The sequence below is a fragment of the Candidatus Bathyarchaeota archaeon genome (genome assembly GCA_018396705.1).
Taxonomy (GTDB): Archaea; Thermoproteota; Bathyarchaeia; order Bathyarchaeales; family Bathycorpusculaceae; genus DRVP01.
This window is the reverse complement of the sequence record JAGTQZ010000001.1, coordinates 113,312-130,206: the sequence shown is the minus strand read 5'-3', so window position 1 is coordinate 130,206 and position 16,895 is coordinate 113,312. Positions and strand designations below refer to the sequence as shown.

16 protein-coding genes and 1 tRNA gene are annotated in these 16,895 nt (G+C 44.2%); 7 read left to right on the top strand and 10 right to left on the bottom strand.

What is annotated here, in order from left to right:
- Positions 1 to 162 precede the first annotated feature (162 nt).
- The 4 genes from KEJ24_00785 to KEJ24_00770 all read right to left on the bottom strand — a co-directional run bounded on the left by KEJ24_00785 (position 163) and on the right by KEJ24_00770 (position 2,120).
- The gene (locus KEJ24_00785; GenBank protein MBS7646363.1) at positions 163 to 663 is read right to left on the bottom strand and encodes an NADH-quinone oxidoreductase subunit B family protein; all 501 of its coding nucleotides are present in this window, start codon (positions 661 to 663) and stop codon (positions 163 to 165) included.
- Entirely contained in the window at positions 612 to 866 is a 255-nt protein-coding gene (gene ndhC / locus KEJ24_00780; GenBank protein MBS7646362.1) for an NADH-quinone oxidoreductase subunit A, read from the bottom strand. Before ndhC ends, KEJ24_00785 begins: the two co-directional genes overlap by 52 nt.
- A 301-nt stretch (positions 867 to 1,167) precedes the next feature.
- The gene (locus KEJ24_00775) at positions 1,168 to 1,815 is read right to left on the bottom strand and encodes a site-specific integrase (protein MBS7646361.1); all 648 of its coding nucleotides are present in this window, start codon (positions 1,813 to 1,815) and stop codon (positions 1,168 to 1,170) included.
- Positions 1,816 to 1,829: 14 nt separating this feature from the next.
- Complete coding sequence (locus KEJ24_00770) at positions 1,830 to 2,120, bottom strand: hypothetical protein (GenBank protein MBS7646360.1); 291 nt, start codon at positions 2,118 to 2,120, stop codon at positions 1,830 to 1,832.
- A 278-nt stretch (positions 2,121 to 2,398) separates the two neighbouring features.
- Here KEJ24_00770 and rgy point away from each other — a divergent pair, with 278 nt between their 5' ends.
- The gene (rgy, locus tag KEJ24_00765; GenBank protein ID MBS7646359.1) at positions 2,399 to 6,007 is read left to right on the top strand and encodes a reverse gyrase; all 3,609 of its coding nucleotides are present in this window, start codon (positions 2,399 to 2,401) and stop codon (positions 6,005 to 6,007) included.
- A 27-nt stretch (positions 6,008 to 6,034) separates the two neighbouring features.
- Positions 6,035 to 6,607 carry a tRNA (pseudouridine(54)-N(1))-methyltransferase TrmY gene (locus KEJ24_00760; protein ID MBS7646358.1) on the top strand — a complete coding sequence of 191 codons (573 nt, stop codon included), beginning with the start codon at positions 6,035 to 6,037 and terminating at the stop codon, positions 6,605 to 6,607.
- Here KEJ24_00760 and KEJ24_00755 read toward each other — a convergent pair.
- The gene (locus KEJ24_00755; protein MBS7646357.1) at positions 6,599 to 7,156 is read right to left on the bottom strand and encodes a hypothetical protein; all 558 of its coding nucleotides are present in this window, start codon (positions 7,154 to 7,156) and stop codon (positions 6,599 to 6,601) included. The two genes, KEJ24_00760 and KEJ24_00755, sit on opposite strands and share 9 nt — an antisense overlap.
- A complete protein-coding gene (locus KEJ24_00750; protein ID MBS7646356.1) occupies positions 7,157 to 7,360 on the bottom strand; it encodes a hypothetical protein in 204 nt (67 codons plus the stop codon).
- A gap of 147 nt (positions 7,361 to 7,507) precedes the next feature.
- On the opposite strand from KEJ24_00750, the gene KEJ24_00745 reads away from it, so the two are divergent.
- The 3 genes from KEJ24_00745 to KEJ24_00735 all read left to right on the top strand — a co-directional run bounded on the left by KEJ24_00745 (position 7,508) and on the right by KEJ24_00735 (position 10,725).
- Positions 7,508 to 8,884, top strand: a complete 1,377-nt coding sequence (locus tag KEJ24_00745) for a RuvB-like helicase (protein ID MBS7646355.1) — start codon at positions 7,508 to 7,510, stop codon at positions 8,882 to 8,884.
- 83 nt (positions 8,885 to 8,967) lie between these two features.
- Positions 8,968 to 9,267, top strand: coding sequence for a hypothetical protein (locus KEJ24_00740; GenBank protein MBS7646354.1), 300 nt, complete (start codon positions 8,968 to 8,970; stop codon positions 9,265 to 9,267).
- A gap of 252 nt (positions 9,268 to 9,519) precedes the next feature.
- Positions 9,520 to 10,725: an MFS transporter gene (locus KEJ24_00735; protein MBS7646353.1), complete on the top strand. Its 1,206-nt coding sequence runs from the start codon at positions 9,520 to 9,522 to the stop codon at positions 10,723 to 10,725.
- A gap of 2 nt (positions 10,726 to 10,727) precedes the next feature.
- Here the strand turns inward: KEJ24_00735 and KEJ24_00730 are convergent, their stop codons facing one another.
- Together KEJ24_00730 and thiL are read right to left on the bottom strand one after the other, a co-directional pair.
- Positions 10,728 to 11,786, bottom strand: a complete 1,059-nt coding sequence (locus tag KEJ24_00730; protein MBS7646352.1) for a radical SAM protein — start codon at positions 11,784 to 11,786, stop codon at positions 10,728 to 10,730.
- Positions 11,783 to 12,778 (bottom strand): thiamine-phosphate kinase, encoded by a 996-nt coding sequence (gene thiL, locus KEJ24_00725; GenBank protein MBS7646351.1) that lies wholly within the window; start codon positions 12,776 to 12,778, stop codon positions 11,783 to 11,785. Before thiL ends, KEJ24_00730 begins: the two co-directional genes overlap by 4 nt.
- Positions 12,779 to 12,992: 214 nt before the next feature.
- Between thiL and KEJ24_00720 the strand changes: the two genes are divergently transcribed.
- A tRNA-Thr gene (locus KEJ24_00720) sits at positions 12,993 to 13,066 on the top strand.
- A 298-nt stretch (positions 13,067 to 13,364) separates the two neighbouring features.
- Here the strand turns inward: KEJ24_00720 and KEJ24_00715 are convergent.
- Both KEJ24_00715 and KEJ24_00710 read right to left on the bottom strand, forming a co-directional pair.
- Positions 13,365 to 15,086, bottom strand: coding sequence for a VWA domain-containing protein (locus KEJ24_00715; GenBank protein ID MBS7646350.1), 1,722 nt, complete (start codon positions 15,084 to 15,086; stop codon positions 13,365 to 13,367).
- A gap of 26 nt (positions 15,087 to 15,112) precedes the next feature.
- Positions 15,113 to 16,153 carry an AAA family ATPase gene (locus tag KEJ24_00710; protein MBS7646349.1) on the bottom strand — a complete coding sequence of 347 codons (1,041 nt, stop codon included), beginning with the start codon at positions 16,151 to 16,153 and terminating at the stop codon, positions 15,113 to 15,115.
- Positions 16,154 to 16,346: 193 nt separating this feature from the next.
- On the opposite strand from KEJ24_00710, the gene KEJ24_00705 reads away from it, so the two are divergent.
- Positions 16,347 to 16,859, top strand: a complete 513-nt coding sequence (locus KEJ24_00705; protein ID MBS7646348.1) for a hypothetical protein — start codon at positions 16,347 to 16,349, stop codon at positions 16,857 to 16,859.
- Positions 16,860 to 16,895 lie beyond the last annotated feature (36 nt).

The window sequence follows — 16,895 nt, the reverse complement described above, 5'->3', positions numbered from 1 at the left end:
GTAATTGCGGAAATACCTGCATTTCCATCCTGTTTGAGTAGAACTTTTACAGCGTCTTTGTGGGCTCCAGCCTCAACTTGGATGCATGTTTTTTCGGGACGCAGAGATTTAGTTTGGAGTATCCTATCCCTAAGCGCATCGCTTAAGGCTTTCAAAATCTTATCAATGTTTATCGACATGCTTTGCCTCCTTGAGCGAATCAAGCAATTTTAAAATACCGTCAATTATCGCCTCTGGCTTTGGTGGACATCCCGGAATATAAACATTGACCGGAATGACTTTATCAACGCCGCCAATCACATTGTAACTTCCTTCAAACACTCCGCCCGAACAAGCACACGCACCTATGGCAACAACAAATCTGGGCTCAGGCATCTGCTCATAAATGCGCCTCAACCTATCCGCACATTGACGGGTGACAACACCAGTGGTTAATAGAACATCGGCATGTCTCGGCGAAGGTTCAAGCAATATTCCAAAACGTTCAACATCATATCTAGGCGTTAAAAGGGCGACAACCTCAATATCGCAAGCGTTGCACGCTCCAGAATTAAAATGAAGAACCCAAGGTGATTTTAGCCTCGCCCATTTTAAAAGGCTGGCTCTTCTCGTTAACGGTCGCCTCCATCTAAAAGCAACAAGCCAGACAAAATGACAATGAATAAGTAAATTACGAAGAACAAAACATTTGCCATGCGAATAGCCAATGCAGCAAAAGCCGTCAACAGCGCCGACGAGTCCAAAATCACAAAGTATATGAGATATCTATAATGAGAAACGCTGACTTTCAATTTATCAAAATTCACCTTCTCACCACAAGCATAAGCAGATTTACCATTTTCACTACGCATAGATTTAGCGGACAACAAACGTCCAAGCAAATAAATTATAGATGATACAGCCAGAATCAAAACATAGGCAACGGCCAGCTCAATAATCGTATGCTTACCTCCTTAAACCCGATAATTATGATTCACCCCTTGCGTTTTAACCACCTTCTTTAACCAAGTGCCACGACAACACGTACGCTTTGTAGCACGCGCGAAACATGGACGCTATACCTGCTCTTTATTGCACTCATGGAAACAAACGGCAAGATTTAAATTTTATCAGAAATGCTCAAAGCTTCATACATAAGAGTGCATCCAACATCTTACTAATTTTCCGTTAGTTGTAGCTAAACGACATTGTTTTGTATTGTGGTGGTGTTAGCCATGGTTCTGCTTGTTCGTGGTATGTTTGGCGCCAGTTTTCTCTGCTCTTGTTTATGTAGGCGCGTAACTGTTCGGGTAGTTTGTGGCCCATCCAATATTCTATGTATAGCGGATCCACTTTATGGTCGCTTAGGAACGTACGGAAGGCCGCCCTCAACGAGTGGGGACTGTATGGGTTTCTGGCCTTAAGCGCACTTGCGTATTTCTGGGCGGTCTTACGGAAATAGGCGTACACAGTTCTGGCGGTCACGTTGTAGATTGGTGATGTGTTTTCGGGTTTTTGGTTTGCCAAATGTTCCTTAAGAAGCTTGACAGCCCAGCCTCCGAGAAATGTTATGAACTGAACGCCAGTTTTCTTCCTTGTCAACTCGAGGCATAATGGCGTTATTCCTTTTTCAAGCTCTTCTTTGATGTCGCCGTATGTTAGGGTTAGCAAGTCAGATAGGCTTAATCCGCTTTGAAGGATAGAAGCGGCAATGCTCCTGTACATTGGCTTGTCCATGGCGGCTATAAACTCGCTTATCTCCGCTAAAGTCCAGGGATGCTTCTCGTATACTGGCTGTGCTGGTGGAAGACGCACATAACGCAGACTTATGGGCACATCATAATATTTGGCTAGGCTTTGGACAGCCCAACATAAACCCTAACTGTTTTTGGCGCATATCCGCGATTAGTAAGCCAAACCACAAAACCATTCAAAACTTCAGTGGCTATGCGCCTCCTTTCACGCCTAGGCAAAAGCCTATCCCGCTCAACTCGATCCAGAAAATCTCTCAAAGACCCATAGTCAGCATAAAACTGCTCAAAAAGCTTCAACCCTCGACCATAAACATTACGAGAGCTCACTCTCAAAACCGACAGGAAATCCCTTAAATCGGCGTCGTCTGGACATGCCAAACACGACACCACTAACTCTTCTGCCCAAAACATTAAAACAACAACAATGAATCGCTAAGAAAACGCTAAGCCAGAAAAGCCTTTAGCCTTCATGCCACAAAATATGTGTAGGTGCCCTAAAATGAAAAACAAACTTGAAACCGAAAAGAAGGGCACCAGAACTAGAGGTTTAAAGCCCGCCCGAGGCTTCATCGTCCTATCAATAAAGCTTCTGAAAAATTTTTAGGATTTTTCCATATAAGGTATTGGCAAGCTCATGTGAACTCACGTTATTGTTGGTGTCGAGGATGAGGGGCATTTATCATGGTTTATGTGTGAACTGTGAAGGCATCATATCAGATGATAGGCTTCTACAGGTTGGCGTCTGCGAAAAATGTGTTGAGGAGGTTGAAGCGATAAGAGGCTGGGAACAGTTGCTTAAGGTTTTGAGGAAGGGCGGGCGGCTCTATTTTGCTGAAGAAATCATCCTATTTCATCAAGGGCTTAGGGAGTTCTCGCTGTTTTTTAAGAGGGCCGTCGGGCAGAGGATGTGGTCTCTTCAGGAGACTTGGGCTAGAAGAATCCTTTTGAATAGCAACTTCTCGATTGTGGCGCCTACCGGTGTTGGAAAAACGGTTTTGGGGACAGTTTCAGCCTTATATTTTGCGGTTAAGGGCAAGAAAAGCTACGTTATCGTGCCCACGGCTCTTCTTGTTCAGCAAGTCGTGGAGAGGTTGGGTGTTTTTTCAGAGCGACTTGGCGTCAATCCTAAAACAGTTTATTATCATGCTGGCATGAGCGACTCTGAAAGGCGGGAAGCACTAGAAAAGGCGGCGAAAGGCGAATTCGACATTCTCGTTACAACTGAGAGGTTTTTGATTAATCATTTTGAAATTGTTGGAGATAAAGCCTTCGACTTCATCTTTGTGGACGATGTGGATCCATTCCTCAAGTCTCCAAAAAACATAGACAAGGTCATGAAGCTTTTGGGCTTCAGCGATGAAATAATCGCCTCAGCCTTTCGGATAATCGAGTTGCGGAGGGAGGCAAGCCGTCTGAAGAGGATGGGGAAGTCTCCAGAGCATGTTCTCAGCGAGGTGGATAAGCTTCGAAGCCGAATTGAGGAGTACAAGCGTAAAAACAAGATAGGCTTGCTTGTGGTTTCCGGAGCAACCGTCAAAGCCAGAAGAACCAAGCGTATAAAGCTCTTTGAGGAGCTCCTAAACTTCCAAATAGGCTTCAAACCCGATTTTCTCAGAAACATTAAAGACTATTACTTGACGGTGGAAGCCAGCCTGGAGCAGCAGGTTCTGTCGCTTATCCAGAGGTTCGGCGGAGGCTGCCTCATTTTTGTCCCATCCGTTTTGGGGAGGGAATACGTGGCTAGGCTCAGCGCCTTCTTAAACGCTAACGGCGTTAGGGCTTATGCCTACATGAAGATGGATGAGGAGATGCTTGAGCGGTTCCAGAACGGCGAATACGAGGTTCTCGTGGGAGTTGCCAGCTACAGAAGCCCCCTAGCGAGGGGCATAGATCTTCCGGAGAGAATTCGCTATGTGATCTTCGCTGGTGTTCCGAGAACCGAGATCCGACTTAGCTGGGACGAATACAACCCGGTCAAGCTTTTGACGCTTCTCAAAAATGTGAGAGAGTTTCTCGAGGCAAACATGCAGGATAGGACTAGTCAAGTGATAAACGCCCTTCGAAGGGTTGTGCCAGTAAATAGGCAAACCGTGGAGAATATTAGAGAAGCCTTGGAAAAGGGCTTCGCATTGGAGGGCTTCGACGAATATGTTAGAAGGGTTGTTCTAGAGGCGAGAAACTTCCTTAAGGAGGCGCTAACCCCCAAGGTTGTTGAAGCCATATCCCGGAGCAGGGAGGTCTCCCTCAAACAGAGGGACGGCGAATTCTTTTTGGTGGTGGCTGATCCGGTGGCTTATGTTCAGGCTTCTGGAAGAGCCTCAAGAATGTTTGCGGGCGGCATAACTAGGGGTGCAAGTTTCATTTTGGTGGACGACGAAAAGGCGTTTTACGCCCTTAAGAAACAGTTGGAGTTCATGCTTGGCGAGTTTTCGCCGATCAAGTTCAGCTTGAAGGCTGTTGAGAGATGGTTTAGGGGTATAGATGAGGACCGCCGAACTATTCGGGACATTAGGGAGGGCAAAATTTCAAAGAGGCTTAGGGACTACATTAAGACGGCGCTGCTTGTCGTCGAATCTCCAACGAAGGCGAGGACTATTTCGAGATTCTTCGGAAAACCCTTCAGGAGGAAGATTGAAAACATAACGGTTTTCGAGGTTAGCGCTGGCGAGTTTGTGCTCAACATTGTGGCAAGCATGGGACACATTTATGACCTCGTCTTGAACGAGGGCTTCCACGGCGTCAAGGTGGAGGATGGACGCTTCACGCCCATATACGACTTCATCAAGAAATGTCGGAAGTGCGGTGAACAATTCACAGGGCTTGATTTTTGCCCAAAATGCAAGAGCCAAGAGTACTATTCCAAGAAAGAGCTTGTTAAGGCTATGAGGAAAATAGCCCTCGAAGTCAACTGTGTCTTTGTCGCCACGGACCCGGACATTGAGGGGGAAAAGATAGCCTACGATGTTTACTGCTCGCTTCATCCCATGAACAAGCGCATTGAAAGGCTGGAGTTTCACGAAATAACCAAGAAGGCGTTTCTCCAAGCCATAAAGGAGAGGCGTGAAATTAACCTAAAAATGGTAGAAGCCCAGCTTGTCCGTCGCATAGAAGACCGATGGATAGGATTCGAGCTTAGCCAAAAACTCTGGCACCGCTTCCGAAACTATAGGCTATCCGCTGGAAGGGTGCAAACACCAGTCTTGGGCTGGATAATAGAGCGAATAAACGAGTCGAGAAAGAAAAAGCGAGTTTTATCAGCTGTGCTTTCAAACGGCTTAAAAGTTTCCATCGAAAATCCAAAATTGCCGTTTCCACCCCAAAACCTTGAGGAACAACTGAAAAACCTTAAAGCCAGAATAGTTGACTTAACAACTGAAGAGCGCACACTACATCCGCCTCCACCCTACACCACGGACATATTGCTCCGTGACGCGTCAGCAAGACTAGGCTTTCCAGTCACCAAAACCATGATGATAGCCCAGGACTTGTTTGAGGTGGGTCTATGCACGTATCATAGAACCGATGCCACAACAGTCTCCACGGTTGGCATAGGCATAGCAAAAGAATACGTTCAAGAAAGGTATCCGTCGCTTTTCGTTCCCCGCAGATACGCCATGGAAGGCGCCCATGAATGCATAAGACCGACAAGAGCCATCGACGTGGAGAGGCTGAAAAACCTAACATCCCTTGGGCTTTTACGTTTTCCGAAAAAGCTAACGCTGGACCACTTCCAGCTCTACGACCTAATATTCAAGCGGTTTATTGCAAGCCAAATGAGGGAGGCTAAGCTTCTTTACCAGAAATTTAGGATTCTGGTGGATGGAAACGAAGCCTGCGTGGAAAACCCGGTAAGCGTGGTGTCTGAAGGCTTCAATGTAGTATTGCCGGTGAAAACCGTAACCTCAGCGGAGGAAGGCGAATACCCAATTAAACTTGCAAGGATTCTGAATCTGCCAGCGGCGAGGCCCTTCACCCAGGGCGAAATAATAGCCCTAATGCGAGAGAAGGGCATAGGCAGACCAAGCACCTATGCAAAGATTGTTTCCACAATCCTTGAAAGAAACTACGCTATTGAGCGGAGAAATAGGCTCGTCAGCACACCGTTAGGCTTTAGGATTTACATGTACATTTACCAGAACTTTGGGGAATACACCTCCGAGGAGACGACACGTCGCCTTGAGTCGCTGATGGATCTTGTAGAGCGGGGCGAAGCCGACTACAACGAAATCCTAAAAGAGCTTTATCAAGAAATCCTTGAAATAAGGAAGGTCTAATAGGGCTTAAATGGAGAACAAGCTAAAGTGCGGGAATTCATCCTATACTCTCGGCTGGGGCGGACAGACGCTAAGTGGACGAACCTCCACGACGCTGGACGCCTAGACATAGTTTATGAGTGCGCAGTTGCAAGTCTATTCCTTTCACATGCCATCCGCAAAGACGTGATCTTCCATGCAGTGCTTAATGGTCCACCATCACCACCAGTACATTTAAAAGTGGATGGAGCAACGCTTCACGATGTAAGAACAGACCAGCAAACGTGGACAAGCATTTTAAAGAAGGCTTTAGCAGGTAAAACTCACCCGGGAGTTTCCACAGAAAAGCTTAGCTTTGAAGCCCTTTTAAGGGAGAAAGCCCAAAAAGCCAAAATTTACGTCCTAGAGGAGTGCGGCAAAGATATAGGCGAAATCAACATAGGCGAAAACCCCATCTTCGTCCTCGGAGACCATGTGGGTCTGCCCAAAAAAGTTGAGGCCTATGCACTGCGTTATGGAGAAAAAGTTTCCATTGGGAAAAAACCCTACTTGGCGGCTACATGTATCGCCATCCTAAACTATATTCTCGACAGAAAAGAAGTTGCCTCGAGTTTACCATAAGGCGTACGCTATAAACGAGATGAGCAATCCAATAAAGCCTATGCAGAAGAAAACCATGAAACCCCACTTTCGTGAGCATTTGCCTCCAGTCCCGAAATAGGCTCCCAAACTTCCAAGATAAGATTTCCAAGCAATTCCTAATAGGGAAACAGGTAGGCAACAAAGCCAAAACCAATCAAGTTGTGCCCTAAAGATGGTCACGGCTTGCTGTGCTGACTTTAAGTCTGCAATGTTGATTGTTACTGGAGGAATTAAAAACCAGAAGGCAACAGCGGTAACTAATACCAAAATTATGTCAACCAAAAAGGTGTATCCAGTTATTGAGGCTGCAGGTTTTAAATCCCAACCGCTACCCTTACCGCAGGCAAATTTTACTATTACTGACTCTATAAACCAGATGACAACAAGTATCCCGTACATAAAAACAACCGCTATCACCATCACAAAAATTAGAATAGCCCAGAAAGTAGGAAACAAAGCTCCAGAAGGCCGTCCTACAAACTGAATCTTTGAATAAGCAAGAGCTGTGACAACAGCCGCAACAAACATCTAGATGGCTAGTATTCCAAAAACTTCTCCGATAGAGGGAGTCAAAGCCACATCCTCCATGCATCCCTTCGGCGAAAACAAGACTTTAAAAAGCCTTTGAGAGAAAGAAAACCTCCTTACATAGGGTCCCAGTGGAACGATTCCCGAGGGCGGCGGCTGTGAAGCGGACGGCACTTCAGTAACACTCCAGGTGTACTCTATCATGCAATCGTACTCGTTCCACATATTTACTTTTTGGCAAACTTAAAAACTTGAGTTAGTTAAGCGCTAAATTTTTATTTTTGTGCATTTCGGTTTAAACTTGCTGTCATCCACCATTTTAAACTCCTGTTAATTTGGAGGTGAATTTAAATGGCAGCTATCAGGGAGTTACCAACAACCACGGTGTCAAAGTTCGAACGGATCGGTGCTCACACCCATATTAAGGGCTTAGGTCTAGACGAAAACTTGAAAGCTGTGAAAATAAAGGACGGAATGGTTGGACAGGAAAAAGCTAGAGAAGCCGCTGGTCTCGTCGTAAAAATGATTAAAGAAGGGAAACTCAGCGGAAAATGTATAATTTTAGCTGGACCGCCCGGCACTGGAAAAACCGCTATCGCCGTGGCTATTTCTAAGGAGCTTGGTGAGAATGTTCCATTCATTCAGATGAGCGGCAGCGAAATTTACAGCACTGAACGTAAGAAAACCGAGGTCCTCATAGAAGCCATAAGAAAATGCATAGGCGTTGAAATCCATGAAATGCGAAAAGTTTACGAAGGCGAAGTTACCATGGTGGACATTCGAACAGCACCGCATCCATATAATCCATACCAGAAAATTCCAGAAAGCGTAAGGCTGACGTTAAAGACAAAGGAAGAAGAGAAAACCATTGAAGCCGGCGCCTCTATAGCTCAGCAGGTGATTGCCGAAGGCATATCTGAAGGCCATGTCATCCAAATAGACGCTGAAACCGGCAGGGTTGTCAACCTCGGACTTTGCCTGGAAAGCCAGAAGGGTAAAACCTACGACGTGGACACTAGACGAAAGGTGCCACGTCCAAACGGCAAAGTCTTGAAGGAGAAAGAGTTTGTTTACATGTTGACACTAGCTGATTTAGATGAGTTAAATGCAAAGCAACGTTCAGGCGGACTTTTCTCACTGTTCTTCGGAGGCTCTGAATCTAGGGAAATAGACACTGAAGTGCGGATGGCCGTCGATCAACAAGTGAAGGAGTGGGTGGACAGCGGTAAGGCCTTCATTCATCCCGGCGTACTCTTCATAGATGATGCCCATCTCTTAGATTTGGAGGCCTTCAGCTTTCTTGGAAGAGCCATGGAAAGCGAGCTCGTGCCAATAATAATCCTCGCAACAAACCGTGGTGTAGCGCGGATCCGTGGAACAGACATAAGAAGCCCGTTAGGGTTCCCAGTGGACCTCATAGACCGTGCAGTCATCATTGCAACCCAGCCCTATGACTTGGAAAGCATAAAGGAAATCCTCAGAATCCGCGCTGCAGAAGAAAAAATTAAGGTGGAGAAAGATGCACTGGAAAAGCTTGCTGAGGTCGGAGCAAAAAGTTCCATGAGGTATGCTGTACAACTTTTAAGCCTTGCAGCTCAAAATGCGAAATCAGTCAATAGAGACAAAGTTACAGTTGAAGATGTCCAACGGGTTGACGACCTATTCATGGACGTAGGTGAAGCCGCCGAATACTTGAGAAAGTATGAGGAAAGACTGCTGGTACACTAGGCTTAGCGTGTAAAATCAATCTTTATTGTAAGACAGCAATCCTTTAAAAGTCTTCCCTCTTTTCTTTTAGACAGTGAATTAGTATGCCAGAGAGAAAACAGAAACGTGAAAACCCAAGCTACGCTGAGGTAAGTCTCACAGATGATTGTGGCTTCATCTTGGAACCAGCAAAGGTCGAAATAGGTGCTGGATACTCCATTTCACTGATCTACGATGAGGAGGGTAACCCGATAATCGACGTCAAAACTTATGGAAAAGTGGATTCGGCAAAAGTTAGGAGAGACATTGAACGCCTATATCCAAATGCTCAAATAAGACGGATAGATGAAGAATCAACCGTCACCATCATCCGAAAAAGTAAGCGGAAGAAAACTGGAAAATAACCTTCTCGCCCAAAATTTCAAACCTTGAAATGAGATTGAAATAGAATCAAGAAATTATTCATATAAATTTTCCACATAAAAAATGGAAAATCAACATTCAAACCAGCAATTTTACTTCAACGCTTAATGATTTAGAAGCCTCGAATTAACCGTTTAACTTTTAAGATTCTCTTAGATCCATGAGGTAGAACCCTTTACAGAATTTAGACCTTAATGGGAAAACATAACAAATCAATTGCGGATTCGGATAGTTTGAAGGTTGTTTATGTTCGTTCAGTAGCGAACTCTCTTGGAGCAGGCATGATAAGCCCATTTGTTGGACCCTACGCCGTCAAGGAGTTGGGAGCATCTTCCTCTGAGATGGGTTGGCTTCAGTCAGTCAGCAATTTTTCAAACAACATAGTGCAGTTTTTCTGGGGAGAACTAAGTGACAGGCTTGGACGAAGAATCCCATTTATCGTTTTCGGCGGTTTAATTGGAGCTTTACTCTGGATTTATCTGCCGATTTTAAATTCTGCAAGCCAGCTGGTGTTGTTGATTGCTTTACAAGCGCTTTTGGCTTCGATGGCTACACCAGCCTGGACAGCCTTAATAGGAGATTTGGTACCTCAACATAGTCTTGGAAGGGTTAATGCCACTATAAACATGTGGGCTTCTATAGGTAGCCTAACAGCCACATTTGCTTCTGGCTTTATAATGGCAACTCTTGGCGGAACCATGCGAGGACAATTAGTGATTCCAGTTATAGTTGCCACGACGTGCGGATTGGTATCTTCCATCATAATGCTTAAAGTCAGAGAGAAAAACCGAAACAACGAGACAAAAATTTCTTTCACCGCAGACTTAATCGCCGTAGTGAAACTTACAGGAAAATCTCCAGACTTTATAAGATATTGTATGTGCAGTGCAACCTACAACTTTTTCATGTCAATTGCATGGCCCCTTTTCGCCATAACCCAAGTCAGAGTTTTGGGTGCTTCAATGCTGGAAATAGCTATGCTCTCGGTGGTGCAAGGAATATTCACAATAATGTTTGCAAGATGGGCTGGAAAGCTTGCAGACACTGTTGGCAGAAAGCCCTTGCTACTGTTTGTTAGATTTAGCTATGTCACTGTTCCGCTAGCTTACGCATTTTCGCCAAACATTTACATCTTAATTGCCATAGGAGCTTACTGGGGAGCCGTTGCCGCCTTTGAGCAAGCATCCGTAACAACTTACTTGCTTGATGTTACACCGGAAAAGAACCGAGGAAGCTTCACAGCTTTTTACAACTTCATAATAGGCGTTGTTACAGTCTTTGGTTCCCTTTTGGGCGGCTACCTGTCGGATTTAACGGTTGGGCTATACGGCTTGGTTTTAGGTTTACAAATAGCTTATCTGGTTTCCGCTGTTGGCAGAGGAATTGGAGCCGCCACCTTTTTTGGGCTTAAAGAGACCTTGAAAAATAAAAGGATATAGTTTTAAGATCGCTTACCCAAGTATTTTCCGGTTATTGGAATTTCAGCTCCGCATTTTGGACACTTATTTTCGGCGGTTACGTAGTACTCTAAAACATGGTAGCCGTAGCGTTTTATGAGCATTTTTCTACAATCGGGGCAGTAAGTGTTTTCGTAGGGGTGTCCCATTACATTTCCAATGTAAGGATATAAAACCCCAAATTTTTTCGCCATCGTGTAGGCTTTCTCCAAAATTTCAATTTTCGTTGGTGGGTTGTAAAATTTATATGATGGGAAATAGCGGGTAAAATGAAGCGGGGTTTCTGGCCCAACATTTTCTAAGTGCTTTTCGATAATCCATCTTAATGTGCTTTCATCGTCGTTAACACCGCTAACCACAAGGTTCACGATTTCAACGTGCAAGCCTAAACGTTTAGCTTCCCTTGCATTTCTCCAAACTTTTTCAACGTCAACTCCGCCACAGTATCTCGTATAAGTTTCTTGATCACCTTTTACGTCAATTTTAAGTCCGTCCAGTCCCGCATCACGAAGCACTTTTAACGCTTCTAGAGTCATGTAACCGTTCGAGACAAAACAGCAGTATTTAATTCCCATACGTTTGCCAATGCTAAACGTTTTGATAACCCAGTCAGCTAGAAGAGTAGGTTCTTGGAAACTTGCACATAACCCGGCGTCTCCACCTTTAAGAGCTAGCCTTACAACCGTTTCCGGTGGATAGTAACGTGCCCTTTCGGGCTTCGGGCTAGCCTTTGACAAATGAAAATTCTGACACCAAACACAGTCAAAATTACATGACCACGTGGAAAAAGTCAACGCTGTTGAGCCGGGCCAATAATGGAAGAAAGGCTTTATCTCTATGGGGCGACTTTCAATGGCACTTATATCCCCATAAACAAGCGTGTAAAGTTTGCCGCAAATATTTCTCCTAGTCTTACAGAAGCCCAGCTGGCCGTCAGAAAGTTCACATCTCCTTTCACAAAGAGTGCACTTGACTTTGTCGTTTCCAAGTTTGTCGCAGAATGTAGATTCCAGAACCGTCTTATATTCGAGCGCGTGGCTCATTTCTGATGCCTTCGGAAATGTTCCCAGCCTTTAGGCTTTATGACGCGTTTTTCGCCTTCAACATTTAAAAACAACTTTTTTTGGGCTGTAACCCTGCCGATCTTGATTAGGGTTCCACCCACCCCTTTAACGGCCTCTTCCGCCGTGCTCCAAAGCTTCGGGTTTATAGTTAAAACAAGCTCGTATTCCTCGCCGCCGTAAAGGGCGAGCTCTAAGGGATCTAAACCATTTAACTCAGCAAATTCCACCGCTTCGGCAGCTACCGGAACATTGTCAATGAAGAAACCTACACCGCTAGCCTTTGCAATTTCATGAAGACTCCATGCAAGCCCATCGCTTGAATCAATAGACGCGGTGACTGCACCGCTCGCGTTTAAGGCTAAGCCTTCTTTTAAACGGGCTTTAGGCATCAAAACTGCTTCAACAAGCGGATCACGTATGCTTTTAGGCGCTTCAAATTTTTCCAAAAGAATTTTTAAGCCAGCGGAGGCTCTCCCGAAAAAGCCCGTGACAGCCACCAAGTCGCCCGGTTTGGCCCCGCTCCGCAACATCAACGACCTTTTTTCAGCCACACCAAACATTGAAACACTTATCACTAAATCTGAAGCCTCGTTAGTATCGCCTCCGACAATATATGCGCCATATTCACGAACTCCGGCGTTTAAGCCCTTCGCAATTTCCTCAAGCCCTTTTCGAGTCATCGTGAAGGGCAACCCTAAAGACACGAGGGCTACAAGAGGCCTAGCACCTTTAGCGGCAAAATCACTCACATTCATCACAATAGCTTTACGGGCTGCTTGCCACAAACTCATACGTTCGGGCACATCCGTCTCGCCGACCAACATATCGGTCTTAAAAACAAAAAGCTCATCGCCTAATAGGACAGCTGAAACGTCATCGCCAAAGGGGATGGACGCTTGCGGCATATTTTCCAAATGTCTCAGAATGAGGGCTATAGCCTTTCTTTCACCTATATCCCCCAACTTTTGCAAAATTCAGACACCTTCGTCCCTGTTGATAGCAAAGCATAAGAAACTCTTAAACATTCTGCGAAAAACCTGCCAAAGCTGGAATACGTTGCTACACAACCAGAAACCCCAACGAAATATTATTATCGAAAAAACTTTTGATCGCGCCATTTTCTTCCGAACATCTTAAAAGTCAGCTAAATTCAAATACCTTAATAATTAGCGTATCCCAAAAAGTGCCTCGGTAGCTCAGCCTGGTAGAGCAACGGCCTCGTAAGCCGTAGGTCGCGGGATCGAAGCCCGCCCGAGGCTTCAATCTACATCATTTTAGGCAAGTAGTAGTTCTTCTATGCATTCTTCTATTGTCGATCTGGTATTCTAAATGCGGTACATGGGCTTTTGTCTTGGCTATTGTTGCACCGCCATGCTCCTTGATTTTCATGCCCAAAGCTCATTTCGTCCCACACCAGTTAAGATTGTGCGATTACCGGAGTCATAGACCTTGCGACGTTTCTATTATTGGAGCAACAGCATGCCTAATGCAGTGAAGAGGAAGCCGTTGTTTAAATGAATTTTCTTCTTCAGCGACTCAAAATCTTTTTGGGAATTTTCATGTTTCAATCGCGATTCTACTCAACTCCATGTAGATATCCGCAAACTTCTTTGTTAAATCACGGTGAGTAAAAACAATTGAGTGATTGCGAAAGAGAAATCTCATTCTCTGCGCTTGAGCCCCTATTCCAACAATATCAATCCGTTTACTTTGTAGTGCATTAACGGTTTCGGATAAAGCTGTGTCTATGTTTTGGTATCCGTATGGCCATCCATCTGAAATTACCGTAATAAGTCTTAGATTTTCGTTTCTGGTTTTGATTATTTCTCCTGCTAAATTTAACGCATCAGGCATGTATGATAAACCGTCGAATTGTAATCCACCTATGCGCGATTTGACATCAACATTGTAGCGTTCTTTCATATCCTTTATTACATAAAAACGATCGTTAAAGGCATACATTGCCCATGAGTGTGGGTCGAGTAGTAACTCGTTGGCTGCTTCCCCGAGTATGAGAAACAGTTCAAGTGCGAAGTCTTTTACGATCTCCATGCTCTTACTTGCATCTAAAAGTATAATCCATGAATAGCTTTTGCTTATGTTTTCATCTAACAGGAAAACGTCCATTCTTGGGCTTTTGCTTGCAATAACTTGGATTACATCCTGCAAATCTAAGACGCCATACATTTTTCTAGGATCTTCGTCTATTGCGTCTCTTGCCACCAGAAGGCTCTCGATAAGTCTATGTGCTTCACTTTTGCATCTAGCCTTAATCCTCAGATACTCCGTGTAATCTTTTTCTGGAAATTCTACGGACTTGAAATGGGTTGAGACGATTAAATTTTGATAACGGGAAAGTATTTTCTCATTTTTTTCTTTTTGACGCTTATAAGACTCATAAACTTGGATGGCCTCGTTTTCAACAACTTTTTTCCACGCATCGTCTAGATTGTTAACGGGGAAACTTCCACCTAAAAACTCTAAACATTTTTTAAAATCGCCATCAAGAAAAATGTCAGAATTAATTATTGGAAGCTGTGGAAGATCAAAAGTTTTTTCAAGTTTTTCAGTGTGTGGGAGGCTTGGTGTTTCTACTATTGGACCGCTGTTTTCCACGGTTGAATAAATCTGGTCAGCTATCCTAAGTTTTTCATCTTTCAACTTCAAACTTTCATCAGTAAATGATAGCAACGTTTTTTCTTTAAACTCTTTCAGAGCGCTTAGGAGAGTTGTCGGTATGACGTCTTTAAATTTTTCCAAACCACCCATATGCACCTCAGTGAGTAGGGCAACCATGAGTTTCGTAGCCGGATTATGTATACTCTTTATGGCTCGTATCCTCTTTAAGGCTAAAGCGTTTGCCAAGGCTAAGTCAATAAGCTTGTCTGGATACCATGTCGAGATATACGCGTTGGCTACTATGTCCTCAATGAGAGAGATTACGAACCCTATAATACGAGGGTCTTTGTTGCTGTTCCATTCCTCGTAATCCTTGAAGTTTAATGAAAGGACGTGGGCACTCATATGGAAAACAGAGGCTCTGAAAAGACTTACCAGCTGTTTCTTACCGAGGTTATCAGAAGGAAAAATGTAACCAGCAAAATGAATTGTTTCTTCTCCATCGGCGTTCACTGCAATTTTTGGTTCTGGAAGCATCACATCAAGTTCGTCATTTCTACGAATAAGTTGGGGACATTGATATCTAGAAGTGACCAAAATCTTTGTTTTTAGGAGGTCTTTTTCAGAAAAGAGGGACCATGCATATTCTTGGAAACCCAAGTGCGGTTTCACCGCTTTTCAGAAATTTAAGACTTGAAAACTGCTTCTATCAGTCTTCTGACGTCCGCTTGCACTTCGGCGCTGTCGCTGGTTAATGCGACTATGGTTTCTTCAGCTGCGGTTAGAGGGTCTGAACCATCTTTTATTAGGACTGCCCAATGAATTAGGTCGCCTATGGAAGGCCCGTAGGGCAGATCTCCAGCCTTATATTGTCTCCGCATTTCAGCGCCGACCCTAATGATCTTGTAGGCTGTGTCTTCGTCGATTTGAGATCTTTTTATTAAAAGTTCAACCTCTTTTTGGGAGATTCTGTCTCCGACGCTTTCGTAATCAAAGTTTATCCAGACGCTCATTCGTCTTCTGAAGGCAGCGTTTAGAGGCTTTGTCCCGGCGAACTCGGCGGAGAAGGGGTTCATGCTGATTATTAGGTAGGCGTAGGGATGCCTAACAACTATTTCGTTGTCTTTTTCATTTAACACTAAATGGCCTCGCGTGTCAAGCACAGGGTTGAGTCTTGTGGCTACATCTTGCTTCATCATGTTGGCTTCGTCAAGGTATAATAGGCCGCCGTACCTAAGCCAGGACGTCACCGGGCCGTCAACCCAGTTTTCTTTTCCTAAACCAATGAACCTTCCAATAAGGTCGTAGGAAGACGTCTGTAGTCCACAGTTCACCTCCCATATGGGCAGTCCCGTTAATTCAGCGACAAGATATGTTATGTGTGTTTTCCCAGTTCCAGAAGGTCCGATTAAAGCACACTGCTTAAAGTAGTAAAGGGCGCGAACTATTCTTTCTACATATCTTTGACCGCTATCAACGTATTCAGGGGTGCCTTTTGGAATTAAGTCCTGTAGAAAATCTGGAAACACGTATCCCGGGTGGAGATCGTATTTTGCTATGTCATATTTGTGGTACAAGGGCGACTCTGACATTTGACGCCTTCTTGTTACGCTTACTGTTACTTTTGAATTCCCCCGTTTGAGGGATACGGATTCTGTCTTTACACTGTATTCTCTGCTTGCCTTGAATGCGTCGGTTGCATATCCAAGTTTTTGTTCGCCTACCATTGATCTCCCCCGCTCTAAGATTATGTTGGAGGGCGATGATAAAAATATTGTGTCTCAATATATAAGATTGAATCTTCAGCCCAACAAATACACAGCATACGCCCACTGTGCGTAATACATCCTAACAGACTATGTTTTATAACATACCCAACACCGTCATTAGAATAGTGTACATAGCCTAACGGTGTCTTTATTGAATGGAGAAGAAAACCCATTAACAGTTGAAAGTAGCGAACCCCCAGTTACAATAGATTCGACCATCGAAAGTGGAAAATCAAACGACGAAGCCTTAGACTTCTCAAGAGAAATACAGGAAAATGCTGGCCAAATATCTGAAATTCTAAAAGAGGAAGAAAGCATCATCACTGAATTCTTTAACACATTATTAGCAATTTTAAGGAAATTCAATAAGTCCATAGAAATATGGCAGTCCTCGCTTCCAAAAATTCACGATAAAAAATTGAACAAGGCGTATCTCTACCCGGACGGACAGCTGGTGCTGGTTTACGAAAGTGCTGAGGTAGAGTTGCTTAACTTGAAGGAGCAAAACAACCGTGAACTACTTGTCTCAATAATGGGTGATATAATGGCTGGATTAAAAGCAATGATCAACTCATACAGGGCAAGTATTGAAAAAAGAGTGAAATTCCTATTATCCATAACAAAAGAACTACAAAAAGTTGCAAGAGTCTTTGCAGAAAAATAACGTGTTTGCCTCCACTTACCTCAGTCAAAATTCTTA

What these genes read in the sequence shown, in the direction of transcription:
- rgy (MBS7646359.1), top strand. Translation starts at nt 2,399, where the DNA reads ATGAGGGGCATTTATCATGGTTTATGTGTGAACTGTGAAGGCATCATA.
- KEJ24_00755 (MBS7646357.1), bottom strand. Translation starts at nt 7,156, where the DNA reads ATGTTTGTTGCGGCTGTTGTCACAGCTCTTGCTTATTCAAAGATTCAG.
- KEJ24_00750 (MBS7646356.1), bottom strand. Translation starts at nt 7,360, where the DNA reads ATGATAGAGTACACCTGGAGTGTTACTGAAGTGCCGTCCGCTTCACAG.
- KEJ24_00745 (MBS7646355.1), top strand. Translation starts at nt 7,508, where the DNA reads ATGGCAGCTATCAGGGAGTTACCAACAACCACGGTGTCAAAGTTCGAA.
- KEJ24_00740 (MBS7646354.1), top strand. Translation starts at nt 8,968, where the DNA reads ATGCCAGAGAGAAAACAGAAACGTGAAAACCCAAGCTACGCTGAGGTA.
- KEJ24_00730 (MBS7646352.1), bottom strand. Translation starts at nt 11,786, where the DNA reads ATGAGCCACGCGCTCGAATATAAGACGGTTCTGGAATCTACATTCTGC.
- KEJ24_00710 (MBS7646349.1), bottom strand. Translation starts at nt 16,153, where the DNA reads ATGGTAGGCGAACAAAAACTTGGATATGCAACCGACGCATTCAAGGCA.